The sequence below is a fragment of the Vibrio genomosp. F6 genome (genome assembly GCF_005146325.1).
Lineage (GTDB): Bacteria > Pseudomonadota > Gammaproteobacteria > Enterobacterales > Vibrionaceae > Vibrio > Vibrio cortegadensis.
In genome coordinates this window covers 77939-91973 of the sequence record NZ_SYUT01000028.1, presented here as the reverse complement: position 1 = coordinate 91973, position 14035 = coordinate 77939, and the positions used below count along the sequence as shown (strand labels likewise).

12 protein-coding genes, 1 tRNA gene and 1 pseudogene are annotated in these 14035 nt (G+C 41.4%); 8 read left to right on the top strand and 6 right to left on the bottom strand.

Annotated elements, in window-relative coordinates; genetic code table 11:
* Window positions 1-237 precede the first annotated feature (237 nt).
* The gene (locus tag FCV43_RS11825; RefSeq protein WP_346762990.1) at window positions 238-1857 is read left to right on the top strand and encodes a putative bifunctional diguanylate cyclase/phosphodiesterase; all 1620 of its coding nucleotides are present in this window, start codon (window positions 238-240) and stop codon (window positions 1855-1857) included.
* Between the two features lie 67 nt (window positions 1858-1924).
* Here the strand turns inward: FCV43_RS11825 and FCV43_RS11820 are convergent.
* Window positions 1925-3933: pseudogene (locus FCV43_RS11820) on the bottom strand (DEAD/DEAH box helicase).
* 317 nt (window positions 3934-4250) lie between these two features.
* Here FCV43_RS11820 and rnb point away from each other — a divergent pair.
* Together rnb and FCV43_RS11810 are read left to right on the top strand one after the other, a co-directional pair.
* Window positions 4251-6248, top strand: a complete 1998-nt coding sequence (gene rnb / locus FCV43_RS11815; protein ID WP_136995296.1) for an exoribonuclease II — start codon at window positions 4251-4253, stop codon at window positions 6246-6248.
* A 116-nt stretch (window positions 6249-6364) separates the two neighbouring features.
* Entirely contained in the window at window positions 6365-7171 is an 807-nt protein-coding gene (locus FCV43_RS11810; RefSeq protein ID WP_136995295.1) for a helix-turn-helix domain-containing protein, read from the top strand.
* Window positions 7172-7182: 11 nt separating this feature from the next.
* Here the strand turns inward: FCV43_RS11810 and FCV43_RS11805 are convergent, their stop codons facing one another.
* Window positions 7183-7533 (bottom strand): DUF3024 domain-containing protein, encoded by a 351-nt coding sequence (locus FCV43_RS11805; protein WP_017053599.1) that lies wholly within the window; start codon window positions 7531-7533, stop codon window positions 7183-7185.
* 175 nt (window positions 7534-7708) lie between these two features.
* Between FCV43_RS11805 and FCV43_RS11800 the strand changes: the two genes are divergently transcribed.
* Window positions 7709-8527 (top strand): phosphate ABC transporter substrate-binding protein, encoded by an 819-nt coding sequence (locus FCV43_RS11800; RefSeq protein WP_113799725.1) that lies wholly within the window; start codon window positions 7709-7711, stop codon window positions 8525-8527.
* Window positions 8528-8577: 50 nt separating this feature from the next.
* On the opposite strand, the gene FCV43_RS11795 is transcribed toward FCV43_RS11800, so the two are convergent.
* A complete protein-coding gene (locus FCV43_RS11795) occupies window positions 8578-9255 on the bottom strand; it encodes a MaoC family dehydratase (protein ID WP_136995294.1) in 678 nt (225 codons plus the stop codon).
* A gap of 330 nt (window positions 9256-9585) precedes the next feature.
* Here FCV43_RS11795 and FCV43_RS11790 point away from each other — a divergent pair.
* Window positions 9586-9676 (top strand) — tRNA-Ser (locus FCV43_RS11790).
* A gap of 176 nt (window positions 9677-9852) precedes the next feature.
* Here FCV43_RS11790 and FCV43_RS11785 read toward each other — a convergent pair.
* Entirely contained in the window at window positions 9853-10308 is a 456-nt protein-coding gene (locus FCV43_RS11785) for an Lrp/AsnC family transcriptional regulator (protein ID WP_017053596.1), read from the bottom strand.
* 169 nt (window positions 10309-10477) lie between these two features.
* Between FCV43_RS11785 and FCV43_RS11780 the strand changes: the two genes are divergently transcribed.
* Window positions 10478-11404 (top strand): DMT family transporter, encoded by a 927-nt coding sequence (locus FCV43_RS11780; protein WP_136995293.1) that lies wholly within the window; start codon window positions 10478-10480, stop codon window positions 11402-11404.
* Window positions 11405-11505: 101 nt separating this feature from the next.
* Window positions 11506-11907 (top strand): PPC domain-containing DNA-binding protein, encoded by a 402-nt coding sequence (locus FCV43_RS11775; protein ID WP_017053594.1) that lies wholly within the window; start codon window positions 11506-11508, stop codon window positions 11905-11907.
* Here the strand turns inward: FCV43_RS11775 and FCV43_RS11770 are convergent.
* Window positions 11864-12514 carry a class I SAM-dependent methyltransferase gene (locus FCV43_RS11770; RefSeq protein WP_136995292.1) on the bottom strand — a complete coding sequence of 217 codons (651 nt, stop codon included), beginning with the start codon at window positions 12512-12514 and terminating at the stop codon, window positions 11864-11866. The genes FCV43_RS11775 and FCV43_RS11770 overlap by 44 nt on opposite strands.
* 128 nt (window positions 12515-12642) lie before the next feature.
* On the opposite strand from FCV43_RS11770, the gene FCV43_RS11765 reads away from it, so the two are divergent.
* On the top strand, window positions 12643-13287 hold the full coding sequence (locus FCV43_RS11765; protein WP_136995404.1) for an HAD family hydrolase: 645 nt from the start codon (window positions 12643-12645) through the stop codon (window positions 13285-13287).
* Between the two features lie 109 nt (window positions 13288-13396).
* Here FCV43_RS11765 and FCV43_RS11760 read toward each other — a convergent pair whose 3' ends face one another.
* Window positions 13397-13990 (bottom strand): hypothetical protein, encoded by a 594-nt coding sequence (locus FCV43_RS11760; RefSeq protein WP_017053591.1) that lies wholly within the window; start codon window positions 13988-13990, stop codon window positions 13397-13399.
* Window positions 13991-14035: the final 45 nt, after the last annotated feature.

The window sequence follows — 14035 nt, the reverse complement described above, 5'->3', positions numbered from 1 at the left end:
ATCTTTCAACTTTCTTTTAGAAGGAATAGCATGCGAAACGCTTTTTTGTTGATCTAGGACAGTTTTTGATTTTATTTGAGCTTAAAAATATAATTAACCTGATTCATATAGTTGAATCTTGCAGATTTTTTTGAATTCCCCACCTAAACTAATGTTGCAACTAACAACTTTATAACAAGATTAAATTTTAACGAAAAATGGCTGCTAATCTGCTTTTAATTAGGATGGAGTATAACTTTGCCCTTTTTTTCTATGTTACTGGTTACTATTGGGATCGCTCTTTTGATTTGGGCACTAACACCTGCACAACAGATAAAAGAGACCACCAATCAACATGGTTGGAATCTACTCTGTAATTTGATCAGAGCATTTATCATTGGCTACTCTCTGTTCTTGTACAGTTTACTAAATCAAGCTCCCACCCTACTCATCACCGGACTTTCACTTATTCTTTTCGGCGGCAGCATTTTTGTAGTGATGGTCATCCACTTCAGTTCGACAACGATCAAAGAACTTGATTCTTTAGTCGAGCGCGAGCGATTTAATGCACTACACGACTCTCTGACCTCTTTACCCAATCGACAGTTCTGTATGGAGACAATTAATAAGAAGATTAATGAGCAAACAGGGTTTACCACGCTACTGCTCGATGTGGTCAACTTTAAACAAGTGAACGATGCGATGGGACATGCATGTGGCGATAGGTTACTGATTAAAATAGGCCAACGAATTTCTGAATTACTTTCTGATGATGATTTCATGGCGAGGCTAGGAGGAGATGAATTTGTCCTTGTGATCAATAGAATGTCACACAATGAAGTTTTAACCTTAATCAATTTAATTGATATGAATTTACGTCGCCCTTTCAGCATTGATGGTTTTGAAGTCGCCTCAAGTGCGGTATTTGGGGCAAGCCAGTACCCTAAAGATGGCGAGACTCCAGATACTCTCATCAATCGTGCAGATATCGCAATGTACCATGCAAAACAGACAGGAAAACTACTTTCAAACTACACAGCAGAAATGAGTCATGGCGCTAAACGTAAGCTGCAGATCGCCAGCCAATTACAGCTTGCGTTAGATCATGATGAGTTCGTTCTTTTTTATCAGCCTATAATTTCAACAGAGACTGGGCGAGTAGCCAGTTACGAAGCCTTAATTCGTTGGAATCAACCTAATGGAGAACAGATAAATTCTTCGGTTTTTATTCATATTGCAGAACAAAGCAACAAGATCACTCAAATTACCCATTGGGTATTAAAACAAGTTGAATTAGACATTATGGCGTTTCAAAAACAAGGGCTGCACTACCCAGTTCATGTCAATTTATCGGGTAAAGACGTACTAGGTAATACAATCACCAAACTATTAACCGACCTTGTTCAACGTACACCAACGATTGCCCAATATTTGGTTTTAGAAATAACGGAGAGTACGGCAATCAGTAAAATGGCGAATTTAGAACTTATTATTTCTCAAATAAAAGAACTTGGTTTTAGCATTAGTCTAGATGATTTTGGCACAGGCTATTCATCACTTTCACTACTAAAAGATTTACCCATCGATCAAATTAAAATAGATCGCTCCTTTATACAAAAGATCATAACAAATAAACGTAACCAGTCTATCGTTGTTAATACGATTGCACTTGCTCATGGTCTTGGTTACAGCGTGGTTGCTGAAGGGATAGAACATCCAGATACCTTACATTTACTGACCGCATTCAAATGCGACTATATTCAAGGACACTACTATTCCGCAGCACTATCCATTCAAGATGCGATTAACTGGTCACAACAGCACAATGCGGAAGCGGAATATGGAAAAACCTTATCGACCGCAGTAAAAAGCAATTAATTGAAAGCCCTTCTTTTAAATACAAAAAAACCGAGCACTAGGCTCGGTTTTTCTTACTCAGGTTAAATTAACCTTCGTTATTGCGGCGACCGCGGTGACCAGCACCACCATTGCCTGAATTTCCATGACCACGTTCGCCACGGTAGTTACCACGGTTGTCACCACCACGGTTACGGTCAAAACGACGTTCGCCATCACGAGAAGATGAACCACCTTCACGGTTTCCACGGTAGCCGCCGCCTTCACGGTTTCCGCCATTTCCACCTTCACGATTACCACGGTAACCGCCGCCATCACGACGTTGATCACGACGCTGACCACCATCACGACGAGGTGGACGGCTGAAGTCAGTGAAATCAACAACAACAGCACCTACATCTTTTTGACGGATGCGTAGCTTGCGAAGTTTACCCGCAGTGTCAGAGTTCATTGCTTTAGGAAGCTGAACGTAAGTTTGACCTTGGTCTAGCTTGATAGCACCGATAGAACCTTTAGTTAAGCCAAGTTCGTTTGCTAGTGCGCCAACGATATCTTTAACTTGAACGCCTTGCTCACGGCCAACTTGTAATTGGTAAGTATCCCAATCAGCAGTGTTACCACCGAAGTCACGACCACCATCACGACTATCACGTGGATTCTCACGACGCTCTTTACGACGGTTTTTATCACGCTCGATTGCAGCAATCATAGGATCTGGGCCAGTGTAGAACAGTGGCTGTTTACCTTGTTGACGCTTAAGAAGCATTGCAGCAAGTGTTGTTGAATCAATTTCAAGAGACGCTTGTAGTTTCTCTACTAATTCAACGAAGTTTACTAGTGCTGTGCTTTCTTTATCAGCTTCAAGCTCAGTACCTAGCTTAGCAAGACGAGACGCTGCAACTGCATCACGTTCTGGAAGTTGAATCTCTTCCATTTGTGATTTAGTAACACGTTCGATAGTGCGAAGCATACGAATTTGGTTTGTGCGAACAAGAAGAATCGCTTTACCTTTACGTCCAGCACGGCCAGTACGACCAATACGGTGGATGTAAGATTCAACATCGAATGGAATATCGTAGTTGAATACGTGAGTAATACGCGGAACATCAAGACCACGAGCGACAACGTCAGTTGCAACTAGGATATCGATAACACCTTTTTTGATATGATCAACAGTGCGCTCACGTAGAGACTGAGGAATATCACCGTGTAGTGCTGCAGCTTTAAAGCCACGAGCAGATAACCAATCCGCTAGACGTTCAGTATCTTGACGAGTACGAACGAATACGATTGATGCATCAGTTTCTTCAGTTTCAAGAAGACGAGCCATTGCTTCATCTTTCTCTACGCCTTTCACTACCCAGTAGTTTTGTGCCACTTTATCAACTGTGTGGTTTGTACCAGCAACATCAACACGTGCAGGGTTACGTAGGTAACGGTCAACAATAGTTTTCACCATTGGAGGCATTGTTGCAGAGAAAAGTACACGCTGTGCTGATTCTGGAGCTTGCTCTAAAATCCAAGTAACGTCATCAACGAAACCCATTTTTAGCATTTCATCTGCTTCATCAAGAACAAATGTATGCGCTTCATCTAGGTGTAGACGGTCACGAGTTAGTAAGTCTTTAACACGACCTGGAGTACCAACAACAATGTGAGCACCGCGGCTTAGAGCACGCATTTGGTCAACAATTGAAGCACCACCGTAGATTTCAAGAACTTTAAGACCTTTAATGTCACGGCCAAGGTTTTTGATTTCTGCAGCAACTTGAATCGCTAGCTCACGAGTAGGAGCCATGATGATTGCTTGTGGTTTGTGTTGGTTAAGATTAATTTTGTTCAGGATTGGTAAAGAGAATGCAGCTGTTTTACCAGTACCTGTTTGTGCTTTACCTAACGCATCACGGCCTTCTAGAAGAAGAGGAATAGCAGCCGCTTGGATTGGTGTAGGAGAAACGAAACCCATGCTGTTTAGAGCTGAAAGGACATTTTCGTTAAGAGCTAATTCATTAAATTGAATTACAGATTCGGACATTGGGATCCCACTATATAAATTAAAACAAAAGGTCCCAGGTGCTCTACCAATTCAATACTGATCCAATCAGATACTGATTCCGTTCAGTTGCGAAACAGTAATAAAAACGCATCAAGCCATTAGGGACGTCTAAGGGAGGCGGATTATTCCTTAAACGCATAAAAAAAGCCAGAAAAAATTGAAATACATCACAATTTTTTCTCATTAACGAATAAAGTGATCATCTATTCGACATATTTAGTCGAATATTTAGACATCAGCCTAGCTTTGTATGAAATCTAAGCTCTACTTTATTCATCTCCCAAGCTTGCTTTAAGTAGTAATCATTCCTCGCAATGATTATAGTGTGCTTAATCACATTCGTTTGAAAAAAGACAGTATGTTTCAAGATAATCCTCTATTAGCTCAGCTAAAGCAGCAAATCCAAGAGACCCTTCCTAAAAAAGAGGGGACAATTAAAGCAACAGAAAAAGGTTTCGGCTTTTTAGAAGTCGACAGCAAAACAAGCTTTTTTATTCCGCCACCATATATGAAAAAGTGTACTCATGGCGACAAAGTTGTTGCGATCATTCGTACCGAGAAAGAGCGTGAAGTGGCGGAGCCTGAAGAACTAATAGAGCAAGGACTGACACGTTTCATTGCTCGCGTTAAACTATTCAAAGGCCGTTTAAACTTAATTCCGGATCACCCTCAGCTGAAAAAGCTTCAATTAAAAGCAAAAGCAAAGAAAGGGCTGAATCCTGAACTATTGAAAGAAGGCGACTGGGTCGTTGCTCACCTTATTCATCACCCTTTAAAGGGAAACGATAACTTCCTAGCTGAAATTTCAGAAAAAATCACAGATGCGGATGATAAAATCGCACCATGGTGGGTCACTCTTGCACAGAATGATCTTCCAAATAGCGAGCCTGAAGGTATCGACAACTGGCAAGTCAATGATGATGCCGATCTAGAACGCGTTGACCTCACCGATTTGCCTTTAGTGACCATCGATGGTGCTTCTACTAAAGATATGGATGATGCGCTATACGCAAAGAAAACAGAATCTGGCGATTTTGAACTGACTATTGCGATCGCCGATCCAACCGCCTATATATCACCAGAAGATGAGATGGATAAAGTTGCCCGTGAACGCGGCTTCACTATCTACTTACCTGGTCGTAATATCCCGATGTTACCGCGCGATCTTGCTGATGACTTATGTTCACTGATCGAGAACGAAGTTCGCCCTGCCCTCTGTTGTACCGTCACGGTAAGTAAAGATGGCGTTATCGGTGACGATATCAAATTCTTCGCTGCGAACATCAAATCTCATGCTCGTCTTGTATATGATCATGTATCGAACTGGCTTGAAAACGGGAAATCAGAGGAATGGCAACCTGAAGAGCAAATCGCTACCGTTGTTAAAGATCTTTATGATTTCTCACTTACACGTGCAGATTGGCGTAAGAACAATGCTGTCGTATTCCCAGATCGCCCGGATTACCGCTTTGAATTGAGTGAAGACAACGATGTGATTGCGATTCATGCCGATATGCGTCGCTCTGCAAATCGATTAGTTGAAGAGTCGATGATCACCGCCAATATTTGTGCGGGGACTATCCTTAAGAACACTTTTGGCAATGGCGTATTTAACACTCATGCTGGTTTCAAGCCGGAAAAGCTGAAGGATGTATTAGAGCTAGTCAATCCTCAATCTGAAGACGCATACACAGAAGAATCAATAACAACATTAGAAGGATTTGCAAGCTTACGTCGTTGGTTAGGCACGTTAGACACCAACTATTACGATAACCGTATCCGTAAGTACCAAGCATACAGTGAAATTGGCAATCAACCTCTTCCTCACTATGCCATGGGCCTAGACATTTACGCGACGTGGACATCACCAATACGTAAATATGGTGACATGATCAACCATCGAATGTTGAAAGCGCACATTCTAGGTAAAGACCCAATACAGACGGCAGATGAGTCGGTGGGTGAAGAGCTAGCGTTGCACCGTCGCCACCATAATATGGCAGAGCGAAATGTGGGTGATTGGCTATATGCACGTACTTTATGTGATGAGCCAGCTAAGGAAACGCGTTTCAAAGCAGAAATTTTTGACATTAACCGAGCAGGCATGAGAATCCGCCTTATCGAAAATGGAGCCGCCGCTTTCATACCTGGCTCTCTTATTATTGATAATAAAGAAAGAATTAGCTGTAATAGTGACGACGGTACTATTTGTATTGATAAAGAAGTGATATATAGAACAGGTGACGAATTAGAAGTTGTTTTAACAGAAGTCAACCTAGAGAATAGAAACCTGGTCGCAAAACCAACTCAAGTTTTTGCAGAGCAGCCCTCAGAGACTGATGAAACTAAAGCATAATTAATTCAACCTCTTAGATAGGCGCTCACATTATGAGCGCCTTTTTTTGTCACAATTAAACGCAAAATCTGTTTTATATTGACAATCGCGGCTTAGGTCTGCATTTGAGGTAATCAATGCCCATCATCGATATCATAAAGTTATCAAATTTAGAACAAAGGAAAACGGAGCGTTACCCAGCGCCCAGAAATGGCATTTTTATCGTCAGACAAGGAACAATGCATTTTAGCTACCCAAACGGGAAGAAGGGGAAACTTGAGGCTGGGGAATTTGTGCTATACAGTTCGGGGGAGTTTTATAGTGCGAATAAAGAGATAAATGGAGACAACTTCGTCGCAGAATCAATCAATTTTGATATCAGTCTATTTCAAGAATTTAGGCAACATTATGATGATATCAACTTTATCTCTAACTCTAATAAACTGTACAAGTTCGATCAATCCGACACAAAAATTTTTAAACTACTCACTTTTTTGATCGATACTCACCACAGTGCTTCATTTAATAGATTTGCTCAATCACATATCGCGTTTGCGCTTCTCGCGATGATGTTAGAGAAGTACCCATCACTATTCAGTACTGTGGTCACGGCTTCAGAGCTCACTGTCACCCAGAAAGTCATCAACTACATAGACAACAATATAGAGAATGATATCTCACTTGACTCTCTCGCTTTACATATTGGAATGTCAACGGCCACATTAAAACGCAGGCTCGCAGCCGAAGAGCTTTCATTTTCAAATTTACTCAAAATAAAGAGAATTAATCACGCCTCTAACCAACTAAGAAACTGTTCAAAATCAATCACTCAAATTGCGTATGATTCTGGCTTTAAAAGCGCAGCCCACTTTAGTACTGTATTCAAGAGTTTACAAGAATGCACCCCAAAAGAGTTTAGGGCAAAAGCAGCCGTAGAGGCCTAACCCTACACGGTTTACCAAATATAAGCTTTAGGATCCCTTTCTATCTCTTTCAACACTGCCACCAAGTCAGTACTTGAAGGCAAATAAGGGTAAGGGATCCATATCAGTGTTTCTCCACTATGCTGTGGAACAAAAATAGACCACCTTCGGGTTTGGTTATCAAATTCAATTTTGGCAACAGGACTTATATATTCACAGTGGCTAGAGTCGAGTAAGTAATGCGCTTTAGAGAACTGTACTCCATTCTCACATGTTTCAAATAGAGACTTCCCTAACTCCACAGGATGATTACTATTACGCTCATGACAGAGTTGTGTCGCACTTCGTTCGAGCCGATGCTTATCCATCTCAATAACTGCCATTCAAACCTCCTTAGGCAATAAAACATTTCTTGAAGCGGTGAATAAGAACCCAAGTAGACCTCCCTAGCACAAGTCTAGGCTCTCAATCTTTATAATACCATTTATCCTATTCACAAAACTGTAACCAGAACCTCATATGATGCTGTGAGCTTAAACATACCATATGGAGTTATTTATGTTACGAGTCGCAATTGCCACTCTCCTGTCTGCTTGCCTACTCACTTCTAATGCGTTTGCACAAGAAACGAATATATCAGGATCAACGTCTGTTGCACGATTGATGGACGTTCTTGCCGAGAAATATAACGCAAGCCACCCAGATTCTTATATCGCGGTTCAAGGGATTGGTTCGACTGCTGGAATTACAATGGTTAAAAAAGAGGTCACCGATATTGGAATGAGCTCCCGTTACCTTACCGAACGTGAACAAGAAGCGGATATGGACGTGTTTCCCATTGCTTATGATGGGCTTGCATTGGTCGTTAATCGTACTAACTCGATTGGCAATCTAACCAGAGAGCAGTTATACGATATTTACAAAGGAAAAATTACAAATTGGAAAGAAGTCGGTGGGGAGGATAAGCCAATTGCAGTGGTCACTCGTGAGCCTTCATCCGGTTCAAGATACAGTTTTGAGAGCCTGTTAGGTTTAACAAAAATCGTCAACCATCGTTTAGTATCTGATATAAATCCAAACAATTTAGTCGTGAACAGCAACAGTATGGTTAAAACAATCGTTAACCATAACCCGCACGCGATTGGTTTTATTTCAAAAGGGTCCATTGATCAATCCGTAAAAACGATCAACTTTGCAGGTGTTAAGCCTACTTCTCAAAACATCGCAAAGGCCCATTACGGACTATCGCGACCTTTTTTGTTATTACATAAAAAAGACTCATTAACGAAAGAGTCCTCTCAATTTATTGAGTTCATAAAATCGCCTCGCGGACAGGCGTTAATCAAAGAGTATGGATACACTCCTGTTAAGCATTAACAAAAAGAGAGAGCAAATGCTCTCTCTTTTTTTATTCAAAACATCACGGTTTAGAAGTGCAATTGAATCACTGAGGTCACTACACAACCAGGTCTACGAATTCCTTCAATCTCAACGCGAATTTCACGTTCAATCTCAAGACCTTTTTTAATCGGTGTCACTTTTAGTAGTGTGCTCTTCGCTCGAACATTATTTCCAGATTTTACCGGATATGGAAAACGTACTTGATTCAACCCTATGTTTACGACCATTTTTGCCGTTGGGAACATTGAATTTGATTCGTCTACACTATCAGTCAGCTTAGGGAGTAACGCTAAAGTGAGAAAGCCGTGTGCAATAGTGGTTTTAAATGGTGAATCTGTCGCTGCTTTTTCTGGATCCGTATGGATCCACTGATTATCTTCAGTTATCTGACCAAACTGATTAATACGATTTTGGTCCACTGGCAACCAGTTACCCACATGGATAACTTCACCAACCTGAGTTAATAGTTGATCATATACTTCTTGGGCTTCTGGTTTTAACTCAATAGGCTCAGGAGCCGGAGCTTCTTCATTAACAGCAGGTAGCTGATGATCTCTCACCCATGAGAAAAAATGACTGTTTTGAGTTTTATTCAGAAACTCTCCCCAGTACTCACGTAATGCAGGGGACATCCATTGCATGAATTCAGAGTGCTGTGCAGACCAGCTCTCTCCACGATGTTTAAAAATATTTGCGACTTTCATAAAAAACCTCAGTCTCACCCAAGAACACTAACTATTACTCTTTAATTTTGAAACACTTCACAGTTTCGTGCAAACACTTTCGAGCTAACACGCGTACTCTTAATAGCATAAAACCAATAATTTCAATATCTTGCCAATAAAACATTATTTTATTAGATATCACCAAGCTGAGCATTTACTCAAAAAACTATTGATATGATGAATAAAATAGGCAAGCACCATAAAAATCAGCCTCAATGCATCTAACGGCTAAAATAACAGCAAATAAATAATTTTCTTCATTTTTTTCTTTACAAGGTTCGTGCCAATACATATTATACGCCACGAAACGGAGGGATGGCTGAGTGGTCGAAAGCACCGGTCTTGAAAACCGGCAACCGTTAATAGCGGTTCTAGGGTTCAAATCCCTATCCCTCCACCACATTTCGAAAAAAGCCTTTGATTATCAAAGGCTTTTTTTATATCTGCAAGACACGTAACTAATCACCAAGAATAATCGACACCACTCCCTTTTCTTGAATTCAGTTTAAATTATTCCACCGATCTATTTCTGTAGTACTACACAGCGGACGGCAATTCACTTCCTCCTTATTCTAGTTATACAAACACTGGTAACGAACCATTGCCTTTTACTTGCCGTATAGCCAGGTGAGTATGGATATCTTTTACATTGGTTAAACGCTGTAGTTTCCTAGTAAACGCTTCGTAGCCCACAAGATCTTTACTCACCACCTCTAGCAAATAGTCATAAGCTCCCGAGACAACATGACAGTTCACTACTTCTTCCATATCCACAATGGCATGTTCAAATTCATCAATAGAGCTCTCTTGATGGTTATTCAAACTCACTTCGACAAACACAGTCATCGCGATCCCAACGGACTTCCTATCCAAAGTTGCTCTGTATCCGTTGATCACGCCCTGCTCTTCTAACCTTTTCAAGCGTCTCGCGCACGGTGAAGCAGACAACCCCACGAGATCAGCAAGTTCAGCCGTCGTTAAACGTCCATCACTTTGAAGTAGATGCAACAAATGACGATCAATCCTATCCATGCGCACTTTCCTTTCATGTTTATAGAAAATTGAGTGGAAACCATTAAAACCAGTCCACCTCTTAGCGGAACCCACCATTTACACCTTACTATAACTGCAAGTTTGCCAAATTCCACCCGTAAAATTGATACATAATTCCAACATCCACCTAAAAAGATACCAACATCATATGAATTACGGCTACCCTGCAATCATTGCGACTCTTTTACTTTGGTCTGGTTTCTTTTTGTCACTAAAAGGAGGAGCAAATTCAAATCTTACTCCGGCAGATATTGCAATGATGCGATTTGCGTTACCTGCTTTGATATTACTTCCTTTAGTGGTAAAAGCGAGAATCGAGATAATGAAGGTTCCTCTGCGTTATTTGATAGGAATGTTTATTGGATGTGGCCTACCCTATCTACTCATTGCAAGTACAGCCATGCACTTCGTTCCTGTTGCCCATGGCAGTGCTTTAGTCCCGGGGACGCTTCCACTTTTTGTTTCTGCAATTGCGGTTGTTTTATTTAAGCAACCTCTTAGCCAACATAGAAAGTTAGGTCTTGCATTTGTGTTTCTAGGGATCCTGTTATTTTTAACGAGTAGCTTAGCTGAGTATGATGGAAACCAACTGACTGGGCACCTACTGTTTCTAATGGGAAGTATGATGTGGGCGATGTTTACCATTTGCGCTCGTGTGGCTAACTTAGATGCTCTCGTAAGCGCAGGGCTAATTTCATTGTTATCCGTGATCGCTTTGTTTGCACTGGTGAGCACTGGCACGCTCGATAGCCACTTAACATCTATACCGTTTAACTCTTGGCCATGGCAAGAGCTCGCTGGGCATTTGATGATACAGGGCTTAGGGGCCGGCTTACTTGCAGCATTTACCTATTTATATGCTATCAACAAGTTGGGGGCAGAACGCTCAGCAGCCTTTGGATCCGCAACTCCGGCAGTCGCTACTCTGCTGGCTATACCTATTTTCGATGAAGTTCCAGACTTGACCACATGGGCGGCACTAGGATTTATCTGTGTTGGCAGTATTATCGCGAGTAACGTATTCCTTAAAAATGACGCTTCGCTTCAATATCGCCCTCCCACACGTGATCAATAGACTGATTTCAATCGCCTCTGATTCAAGCGGGGATTATTTCGATTGTGGGGGAAAGTCGACTACGTTACATTATCTTTTTTGTAAGGCTCTCGGAGCAAATTATGATCACTCCTATCGCTATTCGCCTCACTCAAGGTCGAGATTTGAAACAAGCTATAGCTGAACTCGTACTAGACAACAAAATCAGTGCAGGCTCTATTGCTTCTTGTGCAGGGTGCATTTCACAGTTAAATATTCGACTGGCTAACGCAGATAATACGTTGAATGTTTGTGCGCCTTTCGAGATTGTATCTTTGACTGGCACGCTCACGCCAAACCACCAGCACATTCACATATCCGTTGCCGACAGCGAAGGAAAGGTATGGGGTGGTCACCTATTAGAAGGTACTATTGTTTCGCACACCGCAGAACTTATCGTTCACCACTACCCTGATCTGATGTTTTCGCGAGAACACGACGCTAGTACGGGTTACACTGAACTGCTGGTTTCCTCATCACAATAGTAAAGTCCTCTTCAGCATAGTCATCGATTAATGACACATCATCACACTGAAGTTTGCAGTAACGATAAATAGCCTGTTTGTTATAGCTCACAAGCAATGGCTGAGGTGGGAAAACATCTGCATTTAAAAGGTTGAAAATAAGTACTTTGTCCGCAGCTTGATACATCTGATTTATGACTGAAGATAAGTAATCGTCATTACGCGAACGATAATTTAACGAGCCAGAAGCGACAACAATATCATGCGGCTTAAGGGTCATCTGGCTAAAATCACCCCATATAAAGTGACTTGCTGTTTTGGTGCTCGGATCGAGATGGTGTTGAGCAAACCTCTTTTTCGTGGTTTGAATAAATGGGCGATGCTGATCTATCCCTGTGTATGAATCGAGAGTGTATATCTCATCAAGATAACGAAACAAATCACCGAACCCACACCCCAGATCTAAAACGCTCCGATCATTAAAATTCGTCGCCGTGGCAATAGCTTGAAAGCGTTTATTCTGAGCAGTTTCATCTGACCATCCTAATATTTTCGCGTTTCTTCCTCGCCATTTTTTCAAACGAGTACGATGAAACAAATAGATCTCTAATCGGTCCAAAAGGTGCATTATCTTATCCGCTTTATTCGTCGCGTTTTGATCTATTCAATAGAAAAATTGACGAGTATTAATTAATGGTCGCATATCGAGAAGTATGTAACAATCCCACCTCTTATTTACCCGTTAAAGTCATACCAATGAAATTTCAAGCCGCTATTTTCGACATGGATGGACTCCTCCTCGATACAGAACGTGTCTGCATGAGAGTCTTTAAACAAGCCTGTGAAGTCCAAAATCTTCCATTTTATGATGATGTCTACCTTTCTATCATCGGCCGTAATTCAGCAGGAATTGAAGTCATTTTTCGCAACGCTTATGGAGAGTCTTATGAACGACTTAATGCAGAATGGCGTGAACGCTACGGTGCGATAGTTAAACACCAAGCAATTCCAATAAAACATGGCGTGATTGAGCTACTCGAATGGTTGAAGGAAAATAAATACCCTATTGCTGTCGCTACCTCAACCCAAAAAGACATTGCTGAAATTAAACTTCGGCTCGCCGGGTTAGATCAGTATGTGGATAGCTTAACCACGGGTTGCGAAGTCAGCAAAGGTAAACCAGATCCAGAAATCTATCTGCTTGCGGCCAATCGCCTTCAAGTACAACCTGAATTGTGTTTAGCATTTGAAGATTCCAATAACGGAGTTCGTTCTGCTATCTCTGCCAAGATGATCGCTTATCAAATACCAGACTTGGTTGAGCCTTGCGAAGAAGTATTGGCTCTGGGGCACTCCATTTTGCCTTCGCTCTCGCATGTATTAGCGTCATTAAAAGAGTAAACATACGATAGCAGTAGCAATAACATATAAGTTCGAGTTCAATCGCTGGTTAATTACACTCCCTCACTCACATTTGAGTCGATGTGGGGGAATGTGCTAGCTCCTTGAATCAAGCTCTAAGAGTTTGAGATCGTACTTTCGAATCCAAGTCGAACAGAAACTTTGCAGCCTCAACATGTTGCGGGTATTCGATAAATTTCTGACGACAAGCTTCTGTCATCATGTGAAGCTCTTCTGCCAACATTAATTCCCAGTAGAGTGATGTTGTATGCAACATCGCTAAAAGTGGCTTAAACACCTCTTTTTCATACGCCAACATTAAATCTTCTAAGATTATGTCACGTTCATCTTCACTGCTGATCGGTAATTCAATCGCTGCTTTTGCTTTAAGGTAATGTTCGTTACCAAGCAGATTATTCATGACGGGTTGATTGTCTTGAGCTAATTCAATGAGTTCTATCTTGATAGCTTCTCGCCAGTTCTCTTGGCTAAGATCATCTTCAGCAACAGTGTCAAACTCATCATAGATCCTACGCTCTGTTGCTCGTTGCACCTTCATCAGCACCGAGCGAACTGTTTGAAAGGGTAATTGATACTCTTTACAAAGCTCAATGATTAATGAGTGGAAACCGCCATGAGGGAGATGAAGATTTGTTTTGAAAATAGCAAGAGCGGCTTCTTGCTGTGGCGTAAGATCGCGCATGATGGTTATGGTCCTTTGTTCTAGTTTACTCTTTATTTAGACGGC